23 protein-coding genes are annotated in these 24,579 nt (G+C 65.7%); 22 read left to right on the top strand and 1 reads right to left on the bottom strand.

Going from position 1 to position 24,579, the window contains the following annotated elements:
• Positions 1 to 10: 10 nt before the first annotated feature.
• The 17 genes from gspD to JC616_RS19655 all read left to right on the top strand — a co-directional run bounded on the left by gspD (position 11) and on the right by JC616_RS19655 (position 16,906).
• Positions 11 to 2,158 carry a type II secretion system secretin GspD gene (gspD, locus tag JC616_RS19735; RefSeq protein ID WP_227104929.1) on the top strand — a complete coding sequence of 716 codons (2,148 nt, stop codon included), beginning with the start codon at positions 11 to 13 and terminating at the stop codon, positions 2,156 to 2,158.
• Positions 2,155 to 3,615 (top strand): type II secretion system ATPase GspE, encoded by a 1,461-nt coding sequence (gene gspE / locus JC616_RS19730; RefSeq protein ID WP_107800571.1) that lies wholly within the window; start codon positions 2,155 to 2,157, stop codon positions 3,613 to 3,615. Before gspD ends, gspE begins: the two co-directional genes overlap by 4 nt.
• On the top strand, positions 3,615 to 4,826 hold the full coding sequence (gspF, locus tag JC616_RS19725; protein ID WP_227104926.1) for a type II secretion system inner membrane protein GspF: 1,212 nt from the start codon (positions 3,615 to 3,617) through the stop codon (positions 4,824 to 4,826). The genes gspE and gspF overlap by 1 nt, the downstream gene beginning before the upstream one ends.
• A 22-nt stretch (positions 4,827 to 4,848) precedes the next feature.
• Positions 4,849 to 5,109 (top strand): hypothetical protein, encoded by a 261-nt coding sequence (locus tag JC616_RS19720; protein WP_227104925.1) that lies wholly within the window; start codon positions 4,849 to 4,851, stop codon positions 5,107 to 5,109.
• A gap of 30 nt (positions 5,110 to 5,139) precedes the next feature.
• Positions 5,140 to 5,583, top strand: coding sequence for a type II secretion system major pseudopilin GspG (gene gspG / locus JC616_RS19715; RefSeq protein ID WP_019100905.1), 444 nt, complete (start codon positions 5,140 to 5,142; stop codon positions 5,581 to 5,583).
• A 14-nt stretch (positions 5,584 to 5,597) separates the two neighbouring features.
• The gene (locus tag JC616_RS19710; protein ID WP_227104924.1) at positions 5,598 to 6,074 is read left to right on the top strand and encodes a prepilin-type N-terminal cleavage/methylation domain-containing protein; all 477 of its coding nucleotides are present in this window, start codon (positions 5,598 to 5,600) and stop codon (positions 6,072 to 6,074) included.
• On the top strand, positions 6,071 to 6,451 hold the full coding sequence (gspI, locus tag JC616_RS19705; RefSeq protein WP_107800567.1) for a type II secretion system minor pseudopilin GspI: 381 nt from the start codon (positions 6,071 to 6,073) through the stop codon (positions 6,449 to 6,451). The genes JC616_RS19710 and gspI overlap by 4 nt, the downstream gene beginning before the upstream one ends.
• Positions 6,451 to 7,023, top strand: a complete 573-nt coding sequence (locus JC616_RS19700; RefSeq protein ID WP_227104923.1) for a type II secretion system protein GspJ — start codon at positions 6,451 to 6,453, stop codon at positions 7,021 to 7,023. The genes gspI and JC616_RS19700 overlap by 1 nt, the downstream gene beginning before the upstream one ends.
• 29 nt (positions 7,024 to 7,052) lie before the next feature.
• Positions 7,053 to 8,000 (top strand): type II secretion system minor pseudopilin GspK, encoded by a 948-nt coding sequence (gene gspK / locus JC616_RS19695; RefSeq protein ID WP_158274337.1) that lies wholly within the window; start codon positions 7,053 to 7,055, stop codon positions 7,998 to 8,000.
• Positions 7,987 to 9,177, top strand: a complete 1,191-nt coding sequence (gene gspL, locus JC616_RS19690; RefSeq protein ID WP_227104921.1) for a type II secretion system protein GspL — start codon at positions 7,987 to 7,989, stop codon at positions 9,175 to 9,177. Before gspK ends, gspL begins: the two co-directional genes overlap by 14 nt.
• Position 9,178: 1 nt before the next feature.
• Entirely contained in the window at positions 9,179 to 9,688 is a 510-nt protein-coding gene (gene gspM, locus JC616_RS19685; RefSeq protein WP_107800563.1) for a type II secretion system protein GspM, read from the top strand.
• Positions 9,685 to 10,434, top strand: coding sequence for a type II secretion system protein N (locus JC616_RS19680; protein WP_227104920.1), 750 nt, complete (start codon positions 9,685 to 9,687; stop codon positions 10,432 to 10,434). Before gspM ends, JC616_RS19680 begins: the two co-directional genes overlap by 4 nt.
• Before the next feature lie 269 nt (positions 10,435 to 10,703).
• A complete protein-coding gene (gene carA / locus JC616_RS19675; RefSeq protein ID WP_227104919.1) occupies positions 10,704 to 11,831 on the top strand; it encodes a glutamine-hydrolyzing carbamoyl-phosphate synthase small subunit in 1,128 nt (375 codons plus the stop codon).
• A gap of 17 nt (positions 11,832 to 11,848) precedes the next feature.
• A complete protein-coding gene (gene leuE / locus JC616_RS19670) occupies positions 11,849 to 12,499 on the top strand; it encodes a leucine efflux protein LeuE (protein ID WP_107800560.1) in 651 nt (216 codons plus the stop codon).
• 91 nt (positions 12,500 to 12,590) lie between these two features.
• On the top strand, positions 12,591 to 15,800 hold the full coding sequence (gene carB / locus JC616_RS19665) for a carbamoyl-phosphate synthase large subunit (protein WP_107800559.1): 3,210 nt from the start codon (positions 12,591 to 12,593) through the stop codon (positions 15,798 to 15,800).
• 138 nt (positions 15,801 to 15,938) lie between these two features.
• Positions 15,939 to 16,415, top strand: a complete 477-nt coding sequence (gene greA, locus JC616_RS19660; RefSeq protein ID WP_048414210.1) for a transcription elongation factor GreA — start codon at positions 15,939 to 15,941, stop codon at positions 16,413 to 16,415.
• A 62-nt stretch (positions 16,416 to 16,477) separates the two neighbouring features.
• Positions 16,478 to 16,906 (top strand): DUF4149 domain-containing protein, encoded by a 429-nt coding sequence (locus JC616_RS19655; protein WP_043591328.1) that lies wholly within the window; start codon positions 16,478 to 16,480, stop codon positions 16,904 to 16,906.
• Between the two features lie 96 nt (positions 16,907 to 17,002).
• Here the strand turns inward: JC616_RS19655 and yhbY are convergent, their stop codons facing one another.
• The gene (gene yhbY / locus JC616_RS19650) at positions 17,003 to 17,323 is read right to left on the bottom strand and encodes a ribosome assembly RNA-binding protein YhbY (protein WP_107800558.1); all 321 of its coding nucleotides are present in this window, start codon (positions 17,321 to 17,323) and stop codon (positions 17,003 to 17,005) included.
• 134 nt (positions 17,324 to 17,457) lie between these two features.
• On the opposite strand from yhbY, the gene rlmE reads away from it, so the two are divergent.
• The 5 genes from rlmE to JC616_RS19625 all read left to right on the top strand — a co-directional run bounded on the left by rlmE (position 17,458) and on the right by JC616_RS19625 (position 24,574).
• Positions 17,458 to 18,075, top strand: coding sequence for a 23S rRNA (uridine(2552)-2'-O)-methyltransferase RlmE (gene rlmE / locus JC616_RS19645; protein ID WP_227104917.1), 618 nt, complete (start codon positions 17,458 to 17,460; stop codon positions 18,073 to 18,075).
• Between the two features lie 83 nt (positions 18,076 to 18,158).
• Positions 18,159 to 20,069, top strand: a complete 1,911-nt coding sequence (ftsH, locus tag JC616_RS19640; protein WP_107800556.1) for an ATP-dependent zinc metalloprotease FtsH — start codon at positions 18,159 to 18,161, stop codon at positions 20,067 to 20,069.
• 89 nt (positions 20,070 to 20,158) lie between these two features.
• Positions 20,159 to 21,001: a dihydropteroate synthase gene (gene folP / locus JC616_RS19635; protein WP_227104915.1), complete on the top strand. Its 843-nt coding sequence runs from the start codon at positions 20,159 to 20,161 to the stop codon at positions 20,999 to 21,001.
• Positions 21,002 to 21,079: 78 nt separating this feature from the next.
• On the top strand, positions 21,080 to 22,414 hold the full coding sequence (gene glmM / locus JC616_RS19630; RefSeq protein WP_107800554.1) for a phosphoglucosamine mutase: 1,335 nt from the start codon (positions 21,080 to 21,082) through the stop codon (positions 22,412 to 22,414).
• Between the two features lie 216 nt (positions 22,415 to 22,630).
• The gene (locus tag JC616_RS19625) at positions 22,631 to 24,574 is read left to right on the top strand and encodes an ExeM/NucH family extracellular endonuclease (protein WP_227104912.1); all 1,944 of its coding nucleotides are present in this window, start codon (positions 22,631 to 22,633) and stop codon (positions 24,572 to 24,574) included.
• The last annotated feature ends 5 nt before the right edge of the window (positions 24,575 to 24,579 follow it).

Raw genomic sequence — 24,579 nt, 5'->3', positions numbered from 1 at the left:
AAGACTGAATATGCGTATCCACAAACTTGTCGCCATCCTGGCCCTGGTCTACGGTTGCAACGCCGCATTGGCCGCCACCCCGCAGAACGACGGAGTGATGCTCAACTTCGTCAACGCCGACATCGAAACCGTGGTCAAGGCGATAGGCGAAATCACCGGCAAGAACTTCATCATCGACCCGCGGGTGAAGGGCACGGTCAACATCGTGTCCAGCAAGCCGGTGCCGCGCGCGCTGTCTTACCAAATCCTGTTGTCTTCCTTGCGTTTGCAGGGCTTCTCCGCGGTGGAGGGCGGCGGCGTGGTCAAGATCGTGCCGGAGGCCGACGCCAAGCTGCACGCCAAGGCCAGCAAGGGCATCCCGCGCGGGGACGGCGACCGCCTGATCACCAAGGTGTTCACGCTTAAATACGGCAACGCCAATCAGCTGGTGCCGGTGATCCGGCCCATCGTGTCGCCCAACAACACCATCGCCGCCTACCCGCAGTCCAATGCGCTGATCGTCACCGACTACGCGGACAATATTCAGCGCATCGAGTCCATCATCGATTCGATCGAGAGCGCGGCCGCCGGCGACACCGTGGTGGTGCCGGTGCTGTTCGGCTCCGCGGTGGAACTGGCCGGCAGCCTGAACAAGTTGTTGCAGGACAGCGGCGCCGGCGCCGACGGCGGCAAGACCACCATCATCCCGGACGCGCGCGCCAATGTGCTGATGGTGCGCGCCGACACCCCGGGCAAGATCGGCAAGATCAAAAGCCTGCTCAAGCTTCTGGATCAGCCCAGCCAGGCCGGCGCCAATGTGCGCGTGGTCTATCTGAAGAACGCCGAGGCCGGCAAGGTGGCGCAGACGCTGCGAGCCTTGATGACCGGCGACGCGGGGCCCTTGCAGGGCCGCACCGCGGTGAGCACCAACGGCGGCTCCAGTACCAGCCTGCTGAACCAGAGCGGTTCGGGCAGCGGTTCCGGCGCCTCGTCCAGCGGCTCCGCCAGCGCCGCGCAGGCGGCCAGCCCGGTGGGCGGCGACAGCGCGTCCAGCGGCGGCGGCAGCGGGGCCGGTGGCGGCGGATCCATGATCCAGGCCGACCCCACCAACAACGCGCTGATTCTGAACGTGCCGGATTCCATGTACCAGAATCTGCGCAACGTCATCGACCTGCTGGACAAGCGCCGCGCCCAAGTGCTGGTGGAGGCGCTGGTGGTGGAAGTGGCCGCGCAAAGGGCGATGGAATTGGGTGTGCAATGGCAGGCGCTGGGCGCGCTCAACGGCAACGGCGCCGGCGTATTCGGCGGCACCAACTTCCCCGGCAACAGCGGCCCCGGCATCATCGGCTTGTCCGGCGGCGCGCTGGCCGGCGGCACCGCCGCCACGCCGCTTGGCACCCTGGCGGGCTCCGGCGGCCTGAACGTGGGCTGGGTCAAGGGCACGGTCAATATTCCCGGCATCGGCACCGTGCTGAACATGGGAGCGCTGGCCAAGGCGATGGAGACCGAGGTAGGCGGCAACATCGTGTCCAGTCCGTCCCTGATGGCGATGGACAATGAAAAGGCCAAGATCCAGATTGGCCAGGAAGTGCCTATCCTGACCGGCCAGTACAGCAATACCGGCAGCAGCAGCAGCGGCTCGGTCAATCCCTTCCAGACCTACGACCGCAAGACCATAGGCTTCAACCTGGAGATCACGCCGCAGATTTCCGAGGGCGGTTCCATCCGCATGAAGATTTTGCAGGAAGCGTCCACCATCGTGCCGGGCACCGAGAAAAACCCGCAAGGTCCAACCACCAACAAGCGGACGATAGAGACCATCGCCAATGTGGACGACAGCGGCATCATCGCCATCGGCGGCCTGCTGCAGGAAACGGTCAGCGACAATGAGAGCAAGGTGCCGCTGCTGGGCGACATCCCGTGGCTGGGCGCCTTGTTCCGCTACAGCAACAAGCAGCGCAACAAGACCAATCTGATGATCTTCATCAAGCCCACCATCATCCGCGACGATCTGGGCGCGCGTTCCATCGCCACCGATCGCTACAACTACATCATCGGCGAAGGCCATAAGGCGGAGAGGGAAAAGCTGCAGATGAATCTGGATTCAGCGCTGAAGTCCCTGCCGGAGGGCGGCATCCGCTCGACGCTGGAACAGAGCCTGAAGGCGCAGCCGAAATGAACAAGCCCAAGCTGTCGCCGGCGCTGGGCTTTCCGTTCGCGCGCGCCAACGGCGTGATCCTGCTGGACGGGGAAAGCGGCCGCCATTTGCTGCTGCGCGAAGACAGCCGGCCGGAGGCCTGGGCCGAAGTGTTGCGCCTGCACGGCCAGGGGCTGGCCAGCGTCGAGACGCTGGAGGCGGCCTTGTTCGACAAGCGTCTGTCCGAGCATTACGCCAATCGCGACGGCGCGGCGGCCGAGGTGGTGGACGATATCGGCCAGGACCTGGATCTGACCCAGATGGTGGAGTCCTTGCCAACGGTGGAGGACTTGCTGGAGAGTGAGGGCGACGCGCCCATCATCCGCATGATCAACGCTTTGCTGACCCAGGCGCTGCGCGACGGCGCCTCGGACATCCACATCGAAGCCTTTGAAGACCGCTCGGTGGTGCGTTTCCGCCTGGACGGTTCGCTGCGCGACGTGGTCAGCCCGCACCGCGCGCTGCACGCGGCCATGGTGTCGCGGATCAAGATCATGGCCAATCTCGACATCGCCGAAAAACGCATTCCGCAAGACGGCCGCATCTCGTTGCGTCTGGGCGGCCGCCCGGTGGACGTGCGGGTCTCCACACTGCCCACCAGCCACGGCGAGCGCGTGGTGCTGCGTCTGCTGGACAAGGAAAACGCCCGCCTGGATCTGGCCACGCTGGGCATGGCGGCGGACACGCTGCAGGCGGTGGACAAGGTGATCCGCCAGCCGCACGGCATCCTGCTGGTCACCGGCCCCACCGGCTCGGGCAAGACCACCACGCTGTACGCGGCCTTGTCGCGGCTGGACGCGCGCCACACCAATATCATGACGGTGGAAGACCCGGTGGAATACCACCTGGACGGCGTCGGCCAGACCCAGGTCAATCCGCGCATCGACATGAGTTTCGCCAAGGCGCTGCGCGCGATTCTGCGCCAGGATCCGGACGTGGTGATGATAGGCGAGATCCGGGATCTGGAAACCGCGCAGATCGCGGTGCAGGCCTCGCTGACCGGCCACCTGGTGCTGGCCACGCTGCACACCAACGACGCCGCCTCGGCGGTGACGCGGCTGGTGGACATGGGGGTCGAGCCCTTCCTGCTGGCCTCCAGCCTGCTGGGCGTGATGGCGCAACGGCTGGTGCGCCGGCTGTGCCCGCACTGCAAGGCGCCGCATCCGGTGCCGCTGGAAGGGGAGGCGGACGCTCCGCACTACCGGCCGGCGGGCTGCCCGAGCTGCGGCCATTCCGGTTACAAGGGGCGCTACGGCGTTTATGAACTGCTCTTGGTCGACGATCAATTGCAGCGCTTGATCCACGATCGCGCTTCCGAACAGAAAATGCGCGATTACGCCGCCCGCCACGGCATGCGTTCGCTGCGCGACGACGGCTTGCGTTGGGTGAAGGCCGGCGAAACCTCGCTGGAAGAAATCATGCGGGTGACGAGGAACTGATGGCCGCCTTCCGTTTTACCGCTTTCGACCCCGCCGGCAAGGAGCAGAAAGGCTTGCTGGAGGCGGACTCCGCGCGCGCCGCGCGCAGCCAGCTGCGCGAGCGCGGCCTGCTGCCGCTGGAGGTGGAAAGCGTCAGCGCCAAGAACGGCGACGCCGGCAGCTCGGCGCTGCGCCGCGGCCTGCCGCGCGCGGAACTGGTGATGATCACCGAACAGCTGTCCACTCTGCTCAACGCGGGCCTGCCGTTGGAAAAGGCGCTGACCGCGGTGACCGAGCAGTGCGAACACCCGCGCAGCCGCACCGTGCTGGCGGCCTTGCGCAGCGACATCCTGGAAGGCAAGAGCTTCGCCCAGGCGCTGGCTTCGGCGCCGGGCGTGTTTTTTCCGCTGTATCGCTCGCTGGTGCAGGCGGGCGAACAGTCCGGCCATCTCGACACCGTGATGGCGCGCTTGGCCGAATACCTGGACAAGCGCCAGAACACCCAACAAAAAGTGATGCTGGCGATGGCCTATCCGGCCGTGGTCACCGTGGTGGCCATCCTGGTGGTGGCCGGCCTGATGAGCTATGTGGTGCCGCAGGTGGTCAGCGTGTTCGCGCAGACCAAGCAGACCCTGCCTTTTCTGACCCGGGCGCTGGTGGCCGCCAGCGATTTCCTGCGGCAATGGGGCGTCGCGCTGCTGGCCGGCATCGTCGCCGCGCTGTTCCTGACCGTGCGCGCCTTGCGCGCGCCGGCGCTGAAACGGCGCTTCCACGCCCGGCTGTTGAAGCTGCCGGTGTTCGGCCGCCTGCTGCGCGCGCTCAACACCGCGCGCATGGCCAGCACCCTGTCCATTCTGGTGGGCAGCGGCGTGCCCCTGCTGACCGCGCTGGAAACCGCGCGCGGCCTGATGACCCTGCTGCCGATGCAGGACGCGGTCAGCGAGGCGATGGCCAAGGTGCGCGAAGGCGTGGCGCTGTCGCGCGCGCTGCACGCCACTCGTCAATTCCCGCCGGTGCTGATCCATCTGATCGGCAGCGGCGAATCCAGCGGCACGCTGGCCCATATGCTGGACCGCGCCGCCCAGCAGCAGGAGCAGGAGGTGGAGCGCAAGCTCGCCACCTTCACCACGCTGATGGAGCCGCTGCTGATCCTGTTCATGGGCGGCATGGTCTTGCTGATCGTGCTGGCCATCATGATGCCCATCATCGACATGAACCAGATGGTGCATTGATTTTCGCGGAAAGAAGCACGGAATGTCTCACAAGGCAGTTTTACAGCAATGGGTGTTGGAGGCGCTGGCCGCGCACGGCGGCAAGGCGGACCGGCTGACGGTGGCCAAACACATCTGGCATGCGCGCGCTCGCGAGCTGGAAGGCACCGAGTTGTTCTACACCTGGCAATACGATATGAGCTGGGCGGCGAGCGAGTTGAGAAAGCTGGGCCAGCTCAAGCCGGCCAATGCCGGACCCACCGGCGTCTGGGAGTTGTCCGGCGACGGCCCCTCCCTGTTTTGACCCTTTGAAACCTCGGTAGTAGGAGTAGATATGCGACACCTTTCCAAAGCGGCCCAGCGAGGCTTCACCCTGATCGAAATCATGGTGGTGATCGTGATTCTCGGCGTACTCGCGGCGCTGGTGGTGCCCAAGGTGATGAGCCGTCCGGACGAGGCGCGCGCCGTCGCCGCCAAGCAGGATCTGGGCGCTTTGAGCCAGGCCCTGAAACTGTATCGTCTGGACAACGGACGCTACCCCAGCAGCGAGCAGGGCCTGCAGGCGCTGGTGCAGAAACCGACCTCGGCGCCGGAGCCGAAGAACTGGAAGCCGGGCGGCTACCTGGAGCGCCTGCCCAAGGACCCGTGGGGCAATCCCTACCAGTACGCCAACCCGGGCACGCACGGCGAGATCGACATCTGGAGCTTCGGTGCCGACGGCGAGCCGGGCGGCGAGGGCGTGGACGCCGACATCGGCAACTGGGACGCGGTCAAGTAAGACCGGAGTCGTTGATGGGCTCTTCCGTTCCGGCGCGCGGCTTCACCCTGATCGAGGTGATGGTGGTGATGCTGATCATCGGCGTGCTGGCCACCACGGTGACGCTCAGCATGCGGCCGGACACGCATCGCCAGGCCTCGGACGAGGCCTACCGCTTGGCGCGGGTGCTGGAGCAGGCGGCGGACGCCGCCGAAATGGGGGATCCGCTGGCCCTGATGTGGGACGCCAAGGGTTACGGCTTCCGGCGCCGCGGCGACAACGGCGAATGGGGCGGCGCCAACGACGAGCTGCTGGCCGACCGGCTGTGGCCGGAGGGCGTGCACGGGGGGGCGCTGTTGCTGGACGGCCAGCCCTGGCCGGCGGGACGGCCGCTGCCCTTGTGGCAGGACGGGCGCGCCAACGCGCTGGCCCTGCAGATCAAGACCGAGACGCGCGGCCTGGCCGTGACCCTGTCGCCGCTGGGCCGCAGTCAGGTGGACGAAGGCTCATGAAGCGCGAGCGCGGCTTTACCTTGTTTGAAGTGCTGGTGGCGCTGGCCATCATCGCGGTGGCGCTGGGCGCGCTGTTGCGCGCCACCGGCCTGGCCGCCGACAACGGCGAAGGCATGAAGCGCCGGATGCAGGCCGCTTGGGAAGCGCAGAACATGATCGCGCTGATGCAGGCGCGCCGCGAATGGCCGGACGTGGGCGAACAGGCGGGAGAGCTGGACGACGACGGCGCGCGCTGGCGTTGGCAGCGCGTGATCAGCCAGACGCCCAATCCCAATTTCCGCAAGGTGGTGGTGCGCGTGCTGGCGCAGGGCGACGGCCGTTACGTGCTGGCCGAGATGACCGGCTATCTGCGGATGAACGCCGGAGGCGGTTCGTGATGCGCGGCCGGCAGGACGGCATGACCTTGATCGAGATCCTGGTGGCGATGAGCTTGCTCGCCATCTTGTCGGTGCTGGGCTACAAGGCTTTCGGCTCCTTGCTGATTTCGCGCGAGCGGCTGATGCAGACCAGCGAGCAATGGGTGGACGCCGCGCGCGCCTTCCGGCGGCTGGAAGGCGATCTGACCGGCCAGATGCCGGCGCCGACGCAAGGGCAAGGGCCCAGTCTGGGCGGCAGCCAGCTATTGCTGCAAAGCGACGGCGACGGCCAGACGCTGACCTTGCAGAGTTTTTCCGCCCGCTATCCCGGCGGCCAGGAGCGCATCAGCTACCATGCCGGCGCTCAGGGCCTCAGCTGGGCGGCGGGCGACGCCCAGGGCGCGGCGCCGACCGCCTACGTGCTCTTGGGCAAGGACGCCGCGGTGCGCTGGCGCGTGCTGCTGGACGACGGCAATTGGCTGGACAACTGGCCGCCGCGCGAGGCCAGCCCGGCGCACAGCCCGCGCGCGCTGGAAATGCGCATCCGCATGCCGGGCAATGAATGGGCGAAACGGATATGGGCGCTGCCATGAGGACGCCGGGAAGCCGGAAGCAGCGCGGCATGGCGGTGATCATGGCCTTGCTGATCGTGGCGCTGGCCACCACCGCCGCCTCGCTGGTGCTGTGGCAGCAAGGCCTGTGGTGGCACCAGCTCGACAACGACCGCAATCGCGCCCAGCTGCGCCTGGTGGCCGACGCCGGTCTGGGCTGGGCGATGGAAATCCTGCGCTTCAACAACGGCGCGGCCGGCAACGGCGTGGTGGCCCTGTCGCAGCTGTGGGCCCAGCCCTTGCCGCAGACCGAGGCCCAGGGCGTGACCGTGTCCGGCCGGCTGAGCGATCTGCAAGGGCGCTTCAATCTGAATTCGCTGGTGCAGAACGGTCAGACCAATGCGCGCCAGCTGGTGTTCTACAAGCGGCTATTGACCACGCTGGGCCTGCCCACGCGCTTGTCCGAACCGCTGGTCAAGCAACTGCGCGGCGGCAAGGATCCGGAGGACGCCAGCCAGCCGGCGGGAGAGGGCCGGCCGCCGGAGCCGGGCGCGGCCCTGCCCGGCTACCCCTTGCTGCGGGTGGAGATGCTGCGCTGGCTGCCGGGTTACACCCCGGAGGTCTTGGACAAGCTGCTGCCGCATGTGGCCGCCTTGCCGGCCGACGTCAGCCAGATCAACATCAACACCGCCACGCCGGCGGTGATGAAGACGCTGCTGCCGGGCGTGGGCGAAGGCAATCTGCTGGTGCTGCTCAATCAGCGCAAGGTCAATTACTACAAGGACGCCAACGATTTCAAGGCGCGGCTGCCGGCGCCGGGCATCATCGCTGACACCGATATCGCGGCGGCGTCCAATTACTTCATGCTGGACAGCTCGGCCCGGCTGGAGCGGGCGCGGCTGGAAATGCGGGCGCTGATCTACAGCAATATGAACGTGGTGAAGACGCTGTGGCGGCAAGACGGCGCGGGACGTCCGCCGCCGGCCAGGGGAAACGGAAACCAGAATGACAACGCTTAGACTGTATCTGCGGGCCGGTTGGCCCGATAGCGAACCGGGGCTGCCCTGGGCCCTATTGGGCACGCGCGGCGAACCCAGCGCTCAGGGCGACAGCGCGCCGGCCGGCTGGCCGCGCGCCGATCGCTGCGAATTGATCCTGCCCGCCGGCCGCACCCTGTTCACCCAGGCGCGGTTGCCGGCCTCGGTCAAGCAGCCGACGGCGGCGATGATGGGCTTCGCCCTGGAAGAAGGCTTGATCAACGATCCCTCCGCCAATCTTTACGCCATCGGCGGGGAGTTGCCGGACGGCAGCCGAGCGGTGGCGGTGACCGAGGCTTTTCCGGTGCGCCGCGCCGTGGCCATGCTCAAGAGCGCCGGGCGGCTGTGCGACCGCATCCTGCCGGAAGAAAGCCTGTTGCCGCCGCCTGCGCGCGACGGCTGGAGCGTGGCGCGCGGCGGCGAGGGCTGGCTGCTGCGCTTGAGCGCCACGCGCGCGGCCTGGCTGCCCTACTGCGGCGAAACGACGGAACAACTGCTGTTCGCGCGGCTGGCGGCGCAGCTGCCGCCGGCCAGCCTGACCGTGTGCGGCGCCGAAGCGGCCGGCCTGATCGGCTCGCGCCTGCCGGCGTGGCAAGGCGAGCCCAAGCAATTGGCCGCTCATGATTGGCGGCAGGGCCAGGCGCAACAGGCTTTCGACTTCGCCAACGGCGAACTGGCGGCCAATCGGCGCTGGCGCGACTGGGGGCCGGCGCTGCGGCGGACCGGCTTGGTGCTGGGCGGCTTGCTGGCGGTGCAGCTGGCGCTGACCCTGGGCCAGGCCGCTTGGTACGCCTGGCAGAAACAAAGCCTGTCGGCGGACATCCGTGCCGCGGCCAAGCCCTGGATCGGCGGTCAGGCGATGCCGGGCAGCAGCGCGCTGGCGATGACGCGCGCGGTGGACAAGCTGCGATTGAGTCACGGCCAGCCGGCGCGCGACGACGCCTTGGAACTGATGGGCGCGCTGGCCGCGCTCAGCGGCCGCGATCTGCAGACCCGCTCCCTCAGCTACGACGGCGGCCGGCTCAAGCTGCAAGTGGCGGACGTGCCGGCGGAAACCCTGCAACGCTGGCGCGGGCAACTGGCGGCCAAGCAGATCCGCCTGGACGTGACCGCCACCCAGCAGGGGACCAAAGAACTCAGCCTGTCCCGGGAGCCGTGAAATGAAGCAATACCGTGAACAATTCGCCGCCTACTGGCGGCAGCGCAGCCGTCGCGAACAAGGGCTGCTGCTGGCGATGGCCGCGGTGCTCGGCGTCGGCGTGCTCTACGCCGGGGTCTGGGAGCCGGCGGGCAAATCGGTGGAGCGCAACCGCGCCGCCGCGTCCCGGCTGCAAGCCGAGCTGAGCTATGTGCAGTCTCTGGCGCGGGAGGCCGAGCAACTGAAGCGCCAGCCGGCGCAGGCGGCGCTGCCGGCCAAGGAACTCTTGCCGGTGATCCGTCAGGTGGCGCAGAGCCAAGGCTTGTCCGAGGCCGGCTGGCAGCTGAGCCCGGAGGGCGAGTCCGGCGTGGCGATGGAGGGGACGATGGCGTTCGACGCCTGGGTCAAGCTGGCCGGCGTGCTGGCGGCTCAGCACCAGGTGCGGGTGCTCAGCGTGAGGGCGGAGGCGCAGCCGATGCCGGGCCAAGTGCATATCAAGGCGTTGCTGGCGCACGCCGGAGGCGGCGCATGAAACGTAAAATGCTGATTGGCGCGCTATTGGGCGCGCTGTTCCTGGCCGGCCTGATCGCCGCCTTGCCGGCGAGTTTGCTGTCGCTGCCCTTGTTGCGCGCCACCGGCGAGCGCTGGCAGTTCAGCGGCGCGCAAGGCACGGTGTGGCAGGGCAAGACGCAGCTGGTCTATGTCGGCGACAAGGGCGAGGTGTTGCCGATGAGCCGGATAGGCTGGCGCTTTCAGCCCAAGGCCTTGTTGTCGGGGCGGGCGATCTGGCTGCTGGAGAGCGACGGTCAGGACGGCAAGCTGGAGTGGAGTTGGGGCGGCGTGGAAGTGAACGGCGTCAACCTGACGGTGCCGGTGGCGGCTTTGGCGAATCTGTCCAAGACCTGGCAGGCGGCGCGCTTGGGCGGCGATCTGCAGCTCAAGGTCGGCCAGTTCAGCCGCAAGGGCGGGCAACTGGCCGGCAATCTGCAGCTCAGCTGGCTGGGCGCGGCCTCGCCCTTGAGCCCGTTGTCGCCGTTCGGCTCCTACCAAATGGACGTCAACGGCGCCGGCGCGGGCGTGGCCTTGAACGTGGCGACGCTGGACGGCCCCTTGAATCTGAGCGGCCAGGGCCAGTGGCTGCCGGGGGCGGCGTTCTCGCTGGCCGGCAGCGCCGACAGCCCGCCGGAAAAATACGACGCCTTGAAACCGCTGATGCTGATGCTGGGCAAACCGAGCGGACCGACCAGCGTGCAATGGCAGATTCGTCCAGGGGCTTGAGGACGGTTCATTTGTCATGTTATCGAATTTTCTTGTGATTTTTCCGGTGCGGCGTTACTATAGAAAGGTTTAACCAAACGGGACTGATGCGCCAGGCATCGAGTCCCGTTCTTCACATAAAGCAATTCGAAAACTTAGGGTAGGGACAGATCCCATCTGTCGCGGCGGAGGCCTTGCGCGAGCGAGGCGGCCGGGCCGGCGGAGGGGGCCAACAAAAACCGGCGCAGCCGGTTTTTCCTTACCCGCCGCAAACGCAATAGGAGCAGCTTGTGTCAACCGTACCCGCAATCCTTGTCTTGGCCGATGGCACCGTGTTCAAGGGCAGTGCTATCGGGGCCGCCGGACATACGGTGGGCGAGGTGGTTTTCAATACCGCCATCACCGGCTATCAGGAGATTTTGACCGACCCCTCCTATACCAAACAGATCGTCACCCTGACTTATCCCCATATCGGCAACGTCGGCGCGAATTCGGAAGACACCGAATCTCGCGCCGTTTTTGCATCCGGCCTGATCATTCGCGATCTGCCGCTGCTGCACAGCAACTTCCGCGCCGAAGACTCCTTGTCCGCTTATCTGAAGCGGCACAATGTCGTCGCCATCGCCGACATCGACACCCGCCGTCTGACTCGCATCCTGCGCGAGAAGGGCGCTCAGGCCGGCTGCGTGATGGCCGGGGATGTCGATGAGGCGCGCGCGCTGGAACTGGCGCGCGGCTTCGGCTCCATGGCAGGGCAGGATCTGGCCCAGGTGGTCAGCTGCGACAAGCCTTACGCCTGGACCGAGCGCGAATGGAAATTGGGCGCCGGCTATCAGGTGCAGGCATCCACCCGTTTCCATGTGGTCGCCTACGACTTCGGCGTCAAGCACAACATCTTGCGCATGCTGGCCGAGCGCGGCTGCCAGCTGACCGTGGTGCCGGCCAAGACCCCGGCCGCCGACGTGCTGGCGCTGAATCCGCACGGCGTCTTCCTGTCCAACGGCCCCGGCGATCCGGAGCCCTGCGATTACGCGATCGCCGCCATCCGCGACATCCTGGACGCCAAGCTGCCGGTGTTCGGCATCTGCCTCGGCCATCAACTGCTGGGCCTGGCCAGCGGCGGCAAGACGTCCAAGATGAAGTTCGGCCACCACGGCGCTAACCACCCGGTGCAGGACTTGGACAGCAGCCGGGTGATGATCACCAGCCAGAACCACGGTTTCCAAGTGGACGAAACCAGCTTGCCGGCCAATGTGCGTGTCACCCACCGTTCGCTGTTCGACGGCACGGTGCAGGGCATCGCGCTGACCGACCGTCCGGCCTTCTCCTTCCAGGGCCATCCGGAAGCCAGTCCGGGCCCGGAAGACGTCGCCTATCTGTTCGATCGCTTCATCGCCTCGATGGCGGAACGCGTTTAAGCCGGGGGAGCGGGAACATGCTGGGGATTACCGATCTCACCACCTATCTGCTGGGCGCCGTGCTCATCGTACTGCTGCCGGGGCCCAACTCCATGTACGTGCTGTCGGTGGCGGCGCAGCGCGGCACCCGCGCCGGCTTTGCCGGCGCCGGCGGCATCATCATCGGGGACTTCATCCTGATGACGCTGGCGGCCACCGGCGCGGCCGGCCTGCTGAAGGCCAATCCGGCGCTGTTCGCCGTGGTCAAGTACCTGGGCGGCGGCTACCTGGCCTGGCTGGGCTTCAATATGCTGCGCGGCGCGCTGACGGCCTGGCGCCGCGCCGCCCGCGGCGAAGCCGCCGAGGCTAAGTCGGTGTTGGTGGGCGAGGAGAATCCCTTCGTCAAGGCCCTGCTGATCAGCCTGATGAATCCGAAGGCCATCCTGTTTTTCGTGTCCTTCTTCGTCCAGTTCGTCGATCCCGCCTACCCGCATCCGGCGCTGACCTTCGTCGCGCTGGGGCTGATCGTGGAAGTGTGCAGCACGCTGTATCTGACCGCGCTGATCGTCGCCGGCCACCGGCTGGCCCAGGCTTTCCGCCGCCGGCGCAAGCTGAGCGCGGCGCTGGGCGGCTCGGTGGGCGCGCTGTTCGTCGGCTTCGGCGCCAAACTGGCCGCGGCCAGCCTGTAAGGCAGAGATTTAATATTCGCCGCGAAGCGGCCGGGCGTCCCAGGCGTCCGGGCTTCGCGGCACACAAAATGCAATCATAAAGAGTAGAACCATGCCAAAGCGTAGCGACCTCAAAAGCATTCTGATCATCGGAGCCGGCCCCATCGTCATCGGCCAGGCCTGCGAATTCGACTACTCCGGCGCGCAAGCGTGCAAGGCCCTGCGCGAAGAGGGCTACAAAGTCATTCTGGTGAACTCCAACCCGGCCACCATCATGACCGACCCGGACATGGCCGATGTCACCTACATCGAACCCATCACCTGGAAGGTGGTGGAAAAAATCATCGCCAAGGAGCGTCCGGACGCCATCCTGCCGACCATGGGCGGGCAGACCGCGCTCAACTGCGCGCTGGACCTGGCCAAGAACGGGGTGCTGGAAAAATACAAGGTGGAGCTGATCGGCGCCACCGAGGACGCCATCGACAAGGCCGAAGACCGCGGCCGCTTCAAGGAGGCCATGGCCAAGATCGGCCTGTCCTGCCCGCTGTCCTTTGTTTGCCACACCATGGAAGCGTCGCTGGAAGCGCAGGCCAAGGTGGGTTTCCCGACGCTGATCCGCCCGTCCTTCACCATGGGCGGCTCCGGCGGCGGCATCGCCTACAACCGCGAAGAATTCCTGGCCATCTGCGAGCGCGGCTTCGAAGCCTCGCCCACCCATGAGCTGCTGATCGAGCAATCGGTGCTGGGCTGGAAAGAGTACGAGATGGAGGTGGTGCGCGACAAGAACGACAACTGCATCATCATCTGCTCCATCGAAAACTTCGATCCGATGGGCGTGCACACCGGCGACTCCATCACCGTGGCGCCGGCGCAGACGCTGACCGACAAGGAATACCAGATCATGCGCAACGCCAGCCTGGCGGTGCTGCGCGAGATCGGCGTGGACACCGGCGGCTCCAATGTGCAGTTCGCCACCAATCCGGCCACCGGCGAGATGATCGTCATCGAAATGAACCCGCGCGTGTCGCGTTCCTCGGCGCTGGCGTCCAAGGCCACCGGTTTCCCCATCGCCAAGATCGCCGCCAAACTGGCGGTGGGCTTCACGCTGGACGAACTGAAGAACGACATCACCGGCGGCGCCACTCCGGCCTCCTTCGAGCCGTCCATCGACTACGTGGTCACCAAGATTCCGCGTTTCGCCTTTGAGAAATTCCCGCAGGCCGACGACCGCCTGACCACCCAGATGAAGTCGGTGGGCGAGGTGATGGCGATGGGCCGCACCTTGCAGGAGTCGATGCAGAAAGCGTTGCGCGGCCTGGAAACCGGCCTGGCCGGCTTCGACCCGGTGACCAGCGACGAAGCGGCGATCCGCCACGAACTGGGCACGCCGGGACCGGAACGCATCTTGTACGTGGCCGACGCCTTCCGCATCGGCATGAGCCGCGACGACATCCACGCGGTCAGCAAGATCGATCCCTGGTTCCTGGCCCAGATCGAAGACCTGATCGGCGAAGAACAAGCACTGGCCGGCCGCAAGGTGGAAGAACTGGACTACGCCGAATTGCGTCGTCTGAAGCGCAAGGGTTTCTCCGACCGCCGTCTGGGCGAGCTGCTGGGCTCGGATCAGGCCGCGGTGCGCGCCAAGCGCTGGAGCTTGAGCCTGCACCCGGTGTACAAGCGCGTGGACACCTGCGCCGCCGAGTTCGCCACCAATACCGCCTATATGTACTCGACCTATGAGGAAGAGTGCGAATCCAATCCGTCCGACCGCAAGAAGGTGATGGTGCTGGGCGGCGGGCCCAACCGCATCGGCCAGGGCATCGAGTTCGACTACTGCTGCGTGCACGCGGCGCTGGCGCTGCGCGAATCCGGTTTCGAGACCATCATGGTCAACTGCAACCCGGAAACCGTGTCCACCGACTACGACACCTCGGACCGCCTGTATTTCGAGCCGCTGACGCTGGAAGACGTGCTGGAAATCTGCCGCATCGAAAAACCGTTCGGCGTCATCGTCCAGTACGGCGGCCAGACTCCGTTGAAACTGGCGCGCGCGCTGGAAGCCAACGGCGTGCCCATCATCGGCACCACGCCGGACATGATAGACGCCGCCGAGGACCGCGAGCGCTTCCAGAAGCTGCTGAACGAGCTGGGCCTGAAGCAGCCGCCCAACCGCACCGCGCGCGCGCCGGCCGAAGCGATGAAGCTGGCCGAGGAAATCGGCTACCCGCTGGTGGTGCGCCCGTCCTACGTGCTGGGCGGCCGCGCGATGGAAATCGTCCACGAGCCGGCCGACCTGGAGCGCTATATGCGCGAGGCGGTGAAGGTGTCCAACGACAGCCCGGTGCTGTTGGACCGCTTCCTCAACGACGCCATCGAAGTCGACGTGGACTGCGTGTCCGACGGCGAGAACGTGGTGATCGGCGGCATCATGCAGCACGTGGAGCAGGCCGGCGTTCACTCCGGCGACTCCGCCTGCTCGCTGCCGCCGTACAGCCTGTTCCCGGCGGTGCAGGATGAAATCCGCCGCCAGACCGTGGCCATGGCCCGCGCGCTGAACGTGATCGGCCTGATGAACGTGCAGTTCGCCATCCAGGGCGACACCATCTACGTGCTGGAAGTGAATCCGCGCGCCAGCCGCACCGTGCCCTTCGTCTCCAAAGTGACTTCCGCGCCGCTGGCCAAGATCGCCGCGCGGGCGATGGCGGGCATCGGCCTCAACGAGCAGGGCTTCACCAAGGAAGTGATTCCGCCGTTCTACGCGGTCAAGGAAGCGGTCTTCCCCTTCATCAAGTTCCCCGGCGTGGATACCATCCTGGGGCCGGAAATGAAGTCCACCGGCGAGGTGATGGGCGTGGGCAAGACCTTCGCCGAAGCCTACGTCAAGGGCCAGCTGGGCGCCGGCGACCGTCTGCCCAAGACCGGCAAGGTCTTCCTGTCCGTCCGCGACAGCGACAAGAACGGCGCGGTGGAAGTGGCGCGCGAACTGCAGCGCCTGGGCTTCGGCGTCTGCGCGACGCGCGGCACCGCCAAGCATCTGTCCGCCGCCGGCATCGTGGTGCAGGTGGTCAACAAGGTCAATGAAGGCCGCCCGCACATCGTCGACATGATCAAGAACTCGGAAATCGATCTGCTGATCAATACCGTGGACGAGAAGCGCCAGGCGATTCAGGACAGCCATTCCATCCGCCGTTCGGCGCTGCAGGCGCGGATTCCGCAATACACCACCCTGGCCGGCGCCAAGGCGGTGTGCGTGGGCATGGCCCACGCCGAGGAGTTCGATGTCTACAGCGTGCAGGAACTGCACAGCCAGATTCAGGGCTGAGTCCTGACGCGGGGGCTTGGAAGCGGGAGGGGTTTGCCGTTACAATCCCTCCCATAACCCGCTACTTCAAGCCGCCGTCCAGTACGGCGGCTTGTGCTTTTGATGAAGGCGGATGCCGCCTCTGGAGAGAATTCTGAAATGATCAAAGTCCCGTTGACCGTGCGCGGTGCAGAGCTGCTGAAAGAAGAGCTGCAGCGCCTCAAGAGCGTGGAACGTCCGGCCGTGATCGAGGCGATTGCCGAGGCTCGCTCGCATGGCGACCTGTCCGAGAACGCCGAATACGACGCCGCCAAGGAGCGTCAGGGCTTTGTCGAAGGCCGTATCGCCGAACTGGAAGGCAAGATTTCCAACGCGCTGATCGTGAACCCGGCCGAGCTGGACGCCGACGGCCGCGTGGTGTTCGGCGCCACCGTCGAACTGATGGATCTGGAGAGCGAGGAAAACGTCACCTACCAGATCGTCGGCGACGACGAGGCCGACATCAAGGTGTGCAAGGTGTCGGTGAACTCCCCGATCGCGCGCGCGCTGATCGGCAAGGAAGCCGGCGACGTGGCCGAAGTGGTGGCCCCGGGCGGTATTCGCGAATACGAAGTGCTCGACGTCAAATACATCTGAATCCCGCCGGCGCGCGGGCTTGGCGGTCCGCGCGCGGCGCGGCGCGGGAGAGGGGCTGAGACATGGATGGGTTGCGTTCCATTGCCAAGACGTTCTGGATTGGCGGCTTGTGGGTGATAGGCATCATCGTGGCGCCGGTGCTGTTCGCCATGCTGGATCGGGTCACCGCCGGCATGGTGGCGGGCAAGCTGTTCGCCAGCATCGCCTGGGTGGGGCTGGTGTGCGGGGCTATCCTGCTGGTCGACCATATCCGCCGCAATGGCGCGGCCGGGGTCAAGGAAAGCGGTTTCTGGCTGGTGATGGGCATGCTGGCCTGCACGCTGATCAATCACTTCGCCGTCACCCCCATCATCGCCAATCTCAAGGCGCAGATGAATCATGCGGCCGAAGGCCTGTTCGGCGGCGGCTTCGCCACCTGGCACGCGATTTCCAGCCTGATCTATCTGGTGCAGAGCCTGATGGGCTTGGTCTACGTCTGGCGCAACGATTAAGCGACTGTTCGCCGTAGCGCTCCCTTGGGAGCGGACAAAACAAAAGCGGTGGCATGCCACCGCTTTTCTACGAAGCGCGATCGCCGCGAACGGCGTTCAGCCCTTCAGCGCCTGCTTGTTCTTGGGCAGAACGATGCGCTCTTTATCGCTGGGGCGCCACAGCACCAGCAGCTTGCCGATGTGCTGGACCGGGGCGGCGCCCAGGTCTTCGCAGATCTGCTCGAACATGGCGACGCGCGCTTCGCGGTCGTCGCCCAGCACGCGAACCTTGATCAGTTCGTGGGCGTCCAGATTGATGGCGACTTCGCGGATCACCGCTTCGGTCAGGCCGTTGTTGCCTATCATCACCACCGGGTTGAGGCCGTGCGCCAGTCCCTGCAGATACTTGCGCTGGAACGGCTTGAGTTCAATTTTCATGAGAAATACGGATTTACAAAGCAAAAGCCGATTCTACTCGAGTTGGGCGCTTTCCCAAAGTCCGGACCTAAAATAAATGAAAAACAACAGGATAGCGCGGCTGGCCTGTTGCCCACCTTTGAGAGCATAGCGCAATGGCTAGAAGCAAGAGCAGCAATGGCTGGCTGCAGGAACACGTCAACGATCCCTACGTCAACCAGGCGCAGAAAGACGGTTACCGCGCGCGGGCCGCTTACAAGCTGCTGGAAATCAACGACAAGGACAAGCTGATCCGCCCCGGCACGGTGCTGGCCGATCTGGGCTCCACGCCCGGCAGCTGGTCGCAGGTGGCGGCGCGCATCGTCGGCGACGGCGGCAAGGTGTTCGCGCTCGACATCCTGGACATGGACCCGGTGCCCGGCGTCGACTTCATCCAGGGAGACTTCCGCGAGGAAGAGGTGCTGGCGCAATTCGTGCAATTGCTCGGCGGCCGCGAATTGGACCTTGTAATTTCCGATATGGCGCCCAATATGTCAGGCATGAGCGCCATCGACCAGGCCAGGAGTTTCCTGCTGTGCGAGCTGGCGCTGGAATTTGCGCGAGATCATTTGAAACCTGGCGGCCATTTTCTCGTCAAAGTGTTCCAGGGCAGCGATTTCCAAGCCTATCTCAAGTCCATGCGCGAGCTGTTCGACGAGGTAGTCACCCGCAAGCCGAAAGCGTCGCGCGACCGTTCCAGCGAAATTTACCTGCTGGGCAAAGGCCGACGCTGACATAAAGTGGCTCGCGGCGTACAATCAAAGCAAATATCTAGACAAGCAACCAAAAAGTCAGGGCACAGAGGAGTCCGCTACTCGTGAACAATATCGGCAAAAACATCGCGATATGGGTCATCATCGGTTTGGTACTGATGACGGTATTCAATCAGTTCAACAAGCGTCAGGATACCCAGAATCAGCTTGAGTATTCGCAGTTCATCAGCGATGTCGAATCCGGCAAGGTCCAGTCCCTGACCATAGAAGGCCACCCGCTGCGCGGGCAATGGCTGAAAGGCAAGCTGACCGACGGCTCCGCGTTCAGCACCTACGCGCCTTACGACCCGCAGCTGGTCGACGACCTGATCAAAAACAACGTCCGCTTCTCCGCCAAGCCGGAAGAAGAGCCGTCCATGCTGATGAATATTTTCATCAGCTGGTTCCCGATGCTGTTGCTGATCGGCGTCTGGGTGTTCTTCATGCGCCAGATGCAGGGCGGCGGCAAGGGTGGTGCGTTCTCCTTCGGTAAGAGCAAGGCCAGAATGCTGGACCAGGACGCCAACACCGTCACCTTCGCCGACGTCGCAGGTTGCGACGAGGCCAAGGAGGAGGTGAAGGAGATCGTCGATTACCTGCGCGATCCTTCCCGCTACCAGAGCCTGGGCGGCCGCATTCCGCGCGGCATCTTGCTGGCCGGCTCGCCCGGTACCGGCAAGACCTTGCTGGCCAAGGCCATCGCCGGCGAAGCCAAGGTGCCGTTCTTCAGCATCTCCGGTTCCGACTTCGTTGAAATGTTCGTCGGCGTGGGCGCGGCCCGCGTGCGCGACATGTTCGAGCAGGCCAAGAAGAACTCGCCGTGCATCATCTTCATCGACGAGATCGACGCGGTCGGCCGTCAGCGCGGCGCCGGACTCGGCGGCGGCAACGACGAACGCGAGCAGACCTTGAACCAACTGCTGGTGGAGATGGACGGTTTCGACACCAATTCCACCGTGATCGTGATCGCCGCGACCAACCGTCCGGACGTGCTGGACCCGGCGCTGCAGCGTCCGGGCCGTTTCGACCGCCAGGTGGTGGTGCCGCTGCCGGACATCCGCGGCCGCGAACAGATCCTGGGCGTGCACATGCGCAAGGTGCCGATCGCCGCCGACGTCAACGCCGAGGTGATCGCGCGCGGCACGCCGGGTTTCTCCGGCGCCGACCTCGCCAACCTGATCAACGAAGCCGCCCTGTTCGCCGCGCGCCGCAACAAGCGTCTGGTGGACATGGAGGATCTGGAGTCCGCCAAGGACAAGATCATGATGGGCGCCGAACGCCGCAGCATGGTGATGACCGACGAGGAAAAGCGCAACACCGCTTATCACGAGTCCGGCCATGCCGTCGTCGCCAAGCTGCTGCCCAAGGCGGACCCGGTGCACAAGGTCACCATCATCCCGCGCGGCCGCGCGCTGGGCGTGACCATGCAGCTGCCGGAGCAGGACCGCTTCGCCTACGACCGCGGTTATCTGCTGGATCGCGTCGCCATTCTGTTCGGCGGCCGCATCGCGGAAGAGCTGTTCATGAATCAGATGACCACCGGCGCTTCCAACGACTTCGAGCGCGCTACGCAAATGGCGCGCGACATGGTGACCCGCTACGGCATGAGCGACAAGCTGGGCCCGATGGTGTACGGCGAGAACGAGGGCGAAGTCTTCCTCGGCCGTTCCATCACCACCCACAAGAATCTGTCCGAAGCCACCATGCAGCAGGTGGACGCTGAAATCCGCCGCATCATCGACGAGCAGTACGCGCTGGCGCGCCGTCTGCTGGAAGAGAACCGCGACAAGGTGGAGGCGATGACCGCCGCGCTGCTGGAATGGGAAACCATAGACGCCGATCAGATCAACGATCTGATGGACGGCAAGCCGCCGCGTCCGCCCAAGCCGGGCGCCGGTTTCGCGGCCAAGCCGCAGGAAGACAAACCGACTCCGCCGGCCGCCGAGCCGACCGCCGATCCGGCGCAGGAAGTCTGAGTCCTTAAGCGACGAAGCCGGGCAAGCCTAGACAGGCTTGCCCGGTTTTTTTGCGACATCCTCCCCCCATCCATGAGCGCAGTCAGATCATGAAACCCTCTTTGCAATGCGGGCGCTTCACGCTCGATCTGTCCCGTCCCTTGGTGATGGGCATTCTGAACGTCACGCCGGACTCCTTCTCCGACGGCGGCCGCTTCAACGCGCTGGACCAGGCTTTGCGCCACGCCGAGCGGATGCTGGCCGAAGGCGCGGCCATTCTAGACATCGGCGGCGAATCGACGCGGCCCAACGCGCCCCATGTCAGCCCGGAGCAGGAGATGGAGCGGGTGCTGCCGGTGCTGGAGCGTCTGCGCGACATCGGCGCGCCGCTGTCGCTGGACACCCGCCGCGCGGCGGTGATGCGCGAGGGCTTGGCCTTGGGCGCGGTGGACCTGGTCAACGACGTGTCGGCGCTGGAAGACGCGGGCGCGCTGGAATTGGTGGCGGGCGCGGACGCGGCGATCTGCCTGATGCACAAACAGGGCAATCCGGACACCATGCAGGACCGTCCGGAATACGCGGACGTGGTGGCCGAAGTGGCCGACTACCTGGCGCGGCGCGTCCGGCTGTGTCTGGACGCCGGCGTGGCCCGCGAGCGTTTGCTGGTGGACCCCGGCTTCGGTTTTGGCAAGACGCTGGAGCACAATCTGGCCCTGTTGCGGGGCCTGCCCGGGATCGAGCGCGCCGCCGGCGCGCCGCTGCTGGTGGGCTTGAGCCGTAAATCCATGCTGGGCGCAATCACCGGCGAAGCGGTGCCGGCGGAGCGCCTGGGCGCCAGCGTGGCCGTGGCGCTGGAGTCGGCGCGGCGCGGCGCGCGCATCATCCGCGTGCACGACGTCAAGGCCACGCATCAGGCCTTGCAAGTGCTGGATGCTCTGGAAAGTTTGAACTGAGCGCGGTGTCTGGCGCACAATAGCCGGCGTAGCGATTACCGCGGTTGGCCTGAAGCCGGCCGGATTCGAGAGAAAAACATGAGCCGTAAATACTTTGGCACCGATGGCGTGCGCGGCGAGGTCGGTCAATTCCCGATCACGCCGGAATTCGTGATGAAACTGGGCTATGCCGCCGGCCGCGTACTGGTCGACCACGACAAGGCGCATCGCCCCACGGTCTTGATCGGCAAGGACACCCGGATTTCCGGCTATATGCTGGAAGCGGCGCTGCAAGCCGGTTTTTCCGCGGCCGGCGTCAATGTGCTGCTGACCGGCCCGTTGCCGACGCCGGGCATCGCCTACCTGACCCGCGCGCTGCGCCTGGAGGCCGGGGTGATGATCTCCGCCTCGCACAATCCCTTCCAGGATAACGGCATCAAGTTCTTCGCCGAAGGCGGCAAGAAACTGGACGACGCCGTCGAACTGGAAATCGAGGCGATGCTGGAGCAGCCGATGGCGACCAATCCGTCCGAAGAGCTGGGCCGGGTGCGCCGCATCGAAGGCGCGGTGGAACGCTACATTGAATTCTGCAAGAGCAGCTTCCCCAACGACCGCGACCTCAAGGGCTTGAAACTGGTGGTGGATTGCGCCCACGGCGCCACCTACCACGTGGCGCCCAAGGTGTTCCACGAACTGGGCGCCGAGGTGGTGACCATAGGCGGAGAGCCGGACGGCTACAACATCAACGAGAAGGTGGGCGCCACCTATCCCAAGACCTTGCAGGTGGCGGTGCTGGAGCATCACGCCGATTACGGCATCGCGCTGGACGGCGACGGCGACCGCCTGATCATGGTGGACCGCGAGGGCACGGTGTACGACGGCGATCAGCTGATCTACGTGATCGCCAAGGCGCGCGCGGCCAAGGGCGAGCTCAAGGGCGGCGTGGTGGGCACGGTGATGACCAATCTGGCGATGGAACTGGCGCTGAACAAGCAGGGCGTGGCCTTCGGCCGCGCCAAGGTGGGCGACCGCTACGTATTGGAAATGCTGCACGGCCAGGGCTGGCAGGTGGGGGGCGAAGCTTCCGGCCACATCCTGTGCCTGGATTGCCATTCCACCGGCGACGGCATCATCTCCAGCCTGCAAGTGCTGGCCAGCCTGACCGATCTGGGCATGAGCCTGGCCGACGCCTGCAGCGACTGGCAGCCCTATCCGCAGACGCTGATCAATGTCCGTCACAACGGCTGCGACTGGAAGGGCGCGTCCGCGGAAGCGCTGGCCGCCGCCGAACAGGCGCTGCAAGGCCGCGGCCGCGTGGTGTTGCGCCCGTCCGGCACCGAGCCGGTGGTGCGGGTGATGGTGGAGGCCGACGATAAGGCGCTGGCCGATCAGTGGGCGCAATCCATCGCGGCGGCCATCCAGAGAGTCGCCTGATCGCGACAGCCGGCTTGCGCCGGCGTCAGCACGAAAACGCCAGACATTATTTGTTTGGCGTTTTTTTATTGCCTGAATGGGGAAAGAAACGGCGCTTACTGTTTTCAGATGAAACATACAGATAGTGACTTTGCGTGCAACTGTATCTAATGACATCTTTTTGTCATTGCGCACTGGTTAGAATCAGCGCTCCTTACGCTCGTGATGATCCATACCATGAAAACAGCAAACGCATTGAAGGCCTTGAGCCCCATCGCCATGGCAGTGGCGCTGGCGATTCCGGCCCTGGCCCAGGCCGCTTGCGGCGCCGCCGGCGCCACCTTGATCCATGATGTGCAGGGCCGCGTCGTCGGCAGCCCGCTGCAAGGCAAGACCGTCACCGTAGAGGGCGTGGTCAGCGGCGCCTTCACCGGCGCCGGCCAGCTGCGCGGCTTTTATCTGCAGGAAGAGGCGCGGGATCAGGACGCCGATCCGGCCACCTCGGAAGGCGTGTTCGTCTTCCTCGGCAACCTGGCCGCGCCGACGCTCAAGCCCGGCGACGTGGTGCGCGTCACCGGCAAGGTGTCCGAGTACAGCCGCAAGGGCGATGTCGCCAGCGAAACCCAGATCACCCCGGCCAATCTCGCCGCGGTGGAGCAGTGCGCTTACAGCGAGCCGCTGACTTACGCCAGCCTGCGGCTGCCCTTGCAGTCCAGCGCCCAGCTGGAGGCGTTGGCCGGCATGGCCGTGCGCCTGGAAGGCCCGGTCCACGTCGTCGCCAATTACGACTACGGTCGTTACGGCGAACTGACCTTGTCCAGCCGGCCCAGGTTATGGACCGCCACCCAACGCTTCCTGCCCGGCAGCGCCGAGGCCAAGGCGTTGAGCGAGGCCAATCAGCTGGACAAGCTGACCCTGGACGACGGCTTGCAGATCCAGAACGCCGACGCCTGGCTGCCGGCGCCCGGCGGCCTCTCCGCCAGCCGCACCCTGCGCAGCGGCGACCGTCTGGACGGCGTGACCGGCGTGGTCAGCTACGCCTTCGGCAAATACCGGCTGCAACCGCTGGCCGCGCCGCGCGTCGCGGCCGGCAATCCGCGCCCGGGCGCGCCCAAGCGCCAGCCGGAGAGCGTGCGCTTCGCCAGCTTCAATGTGCTCAACTTCTTCAACGGCGACGGTCAGGGCAAGGGCTTCCCAGCCCCGCGCGGCGCCAAGACCCCGCAGGATTTCGAGCGCCAGCGCGCCAAGATCGTGGCCGCGATCCGTCAACTGGACGCCGACGTGGTGGGCCTGATGGAAATCGAGAACGACGGTTTCGACCGCTATTCGGCGATCCAGGATCTGGTCAACGCCTTGAATCAGGGCCAGCCGCAGCCCAAGCAATACCAGTTCGCCAATCCCGGCCTGCCGCAGGTGGGCAGCGACGCGATCACCACCGGCCTGATCTACCGTCCGGCCGCGGTGACGGCGCAAGGCAAGGCCGAGGTCAGGACGATAGGCAATCCGCAGAAGAACCGGCCGGCGCTGCTGCAGACCTTTGTGCTGGACGCCAAGAGCAAGACCCGGGTCACCGTGGCGGTCAATCATCTGAAGTCCAAGGGCAGCAGCTGCGCCGACGTGGTGGTGGACGGCCAGGCCGATGTGGATAAGGGCGACGGCCAGGGCAATTGCAATCTGACCCGGGTGCAGGCGGTGCGCGATCTGATGGCCTGGTACGCCACCCGCCCGCAGCCCGGCCCCAACGACGGCATGTTGTTGCTGGGCGATATGAACTCCTACGCCAAGGAAGATCCGATCCGCGCGTTTGAAAGCGCCGGCTTCAACAACCTGCTAGCGCGCTGGAGCCGCGACGCCTACTCCTATGTGTTCAACGGCGAATCCGGCAATCTGGACCACGCCTTGGCCGACAAGCCGCTGAGCGCCATGGTGCTGGCCGCGGGCGAGTGGCACATCAACGCCGACGAGCCGACGGCGCTGGAGTACAGCAGCGAGTTCAAGAGCGCGGAACAGCAGCAGAAGTACTACGCGGCGGACGCCTATCGTTCTTCGGACCATGATCCCCTGTACGTCGACGTGGCGCGCCGCGGCAACGCGGTGGCGGCGGCGGACGAAGGCGGTCTGGCCCTGTTGCTGGGCTTGGGGGCGCTGGGAGCGACGGCGCTGTGGCGCCGCAAGCGCTAAGGTCC

The sequence above is a fragment of the Chromobacterium rhizoryzae genome (assembly GCF_020544465.1).
Classification (GTDB): Bacteria; Pseudomonadota; Gammaproteobacteria; order Burkholderiales; family Chromobacteriaceae; genus Chromobacterium.
This window is presented reverse-complemented; position numbering and strand designations above follow the sequence as displayed.

What these genes read in the sequence shown, in the direction of transcription:
- gspD (WP_227104929.1), top strand. Translation starts at nt 11, where the DNA reads ATGCGTATCCACAAACTTGTCGCCATCCTGGCCCTGGTCTACGGTTGC.
- gspE (WP_107800571.1), top strand. Translation starts at nt 2,155, where the DNA reads ATGAACAAGCCCAAGCTGTCGCCGGCGCTGGGCTTTCCGTTCGCGCGC.
- gspF (WP_227104926.1), top strand. Translation starts at nt 3,615, where the DNA reads ATGGCCGCCTTCCGTTTTACCGCTTTCGACCCCGCCGGCAAGGAGCAG.
- JC616_RS19720 (WP_227104925.1), top strand. Translation starts at nt 4,849, where the DNA reads ATGTCTCACAAGGCAGTTTTACAGCAATGGGTGTTGGAGGCGCTGGCC.
- gspG (WP_019100905.1), top strand. Translation starts at nt 5,140, where the DNA reads ATGCGACACCTTTCCAAAGCGGCCCAGCGAGGCTTCACCCTGATCGAA.
- JC616_RS19710 (WP_227104924.1), top strand. Translation starts at nt 5,598, where the DNA reads ATGGGCTCTTCCGTTCCGGCGCGCGGCTTCACCCTGATCGAGGTGATG.
- gspI (WP_107800567.1), top strand. Translation starts at nt 6,071, where the DNA reads ATGAAGCGCGAGCGCGGCTTTACCTTGTTTGAAGTGCTGGTGGCGCTG.
- JC616_RS19700 (WP_227104923.1), top strand. Translation starts at nt 6,451, where the DNA reads ATGCGCGGCCGGCAGGACGGCATGACCTTGATCGAGATCCTGGTGGCG.
- gspK (WP_158274337.1), top strand. Translation starts at nt 7,053, where the DNA reads ATGGCGGTGATCATGGCCTTGCTGATCGTGGCGCTGGCCACCACCGCC.
- gspL (WP_227104921.1), top strand. Translation starts at nt 7,987, where the DNA reads ATGACAACGCTTAGACTGTATCTGCGGGCCGGTTGGCCCGATAGCGAA.
- gspM (WP_107800563.1), top strand. Translation starts at nt 9,179, where the DNA reads ATGAAGCAATACCGTGAACAATTCGCCGCCTACTGGCGGCAGCGCAGC.
- JC616_RS19680 (WP_227104920.1), top strand. Translation starts at nt 9,685, where the DNA reads ATGAAACGTAAAATGCTGATTGGCGCGCTATTGGGCGCGCTGTTCCTG.
- leuE (WP_107800560.1), top strand. Translation starts at nt 11,849, where the DNA reads ATGCTGGGGATTACCGATCTCACCACCTATCTGCTGGGCGCCGTGCTC.
- carB (WP_107800559.1), top strand. Translation starts at nt 12,591, where the DNA reads ATGCCAAAGCGTAGCGACCTCAAAAGCATTCTGATCATCGGAGCCGGC.
- greA (WP_048414210.1), top strand. Translation starts at nt 15,939, where the DNA reads ATGATCAAAGTCCCGTTGACCGTGCGCGGTGCAGAGCTGCTGAAAGAA.
- JC616_RS19655 (WP_043591328.1), top strand. Translation starts at nt 16,478, where the DNA reads ATGGATGGGTTGCGTTCCATTGCCAAGACGTTCTGGATTGGCGGCTTG.
- yhbY (WP_107800558.1), bottom strand. Translation starts at nt 17,323, where the DNA reads ATGAAAATTGAACTCAAGCCGTTCCAGCGCAAGTATCTGCAGGGACTG.
- rlmE (WP_227104917.1), top strand. Translation starts at nt 17,458, where the DNA reads ATGGCTAGAAGCAAGAGCAGCAATGGCTGGCTGCAGGAACACGTCAAC.
- folP (WP_227104915.1), top strand. Translation starts at nt 20,159, where the DNA reads ATGAAACCCTCTTTGCAATGCGGGCGCTTCACGCTCGATCTGTCCCGT.
- glmM (WP_107800554.1), top strand. Translation starts at nt 21,080, where the DNA reads ATGAGCCGTAAATACTTTGGCACCGATGGCGTGCGCGGCGAGGTCGGT.
- JC616_RS19625 (WP_227104912.1), top strand. Translation starts at nt 22,631, where the DNA reads ATGAAAACAGCAAACGCATTGAAGGCCTTGAGCCCCATCGCCATGGCA.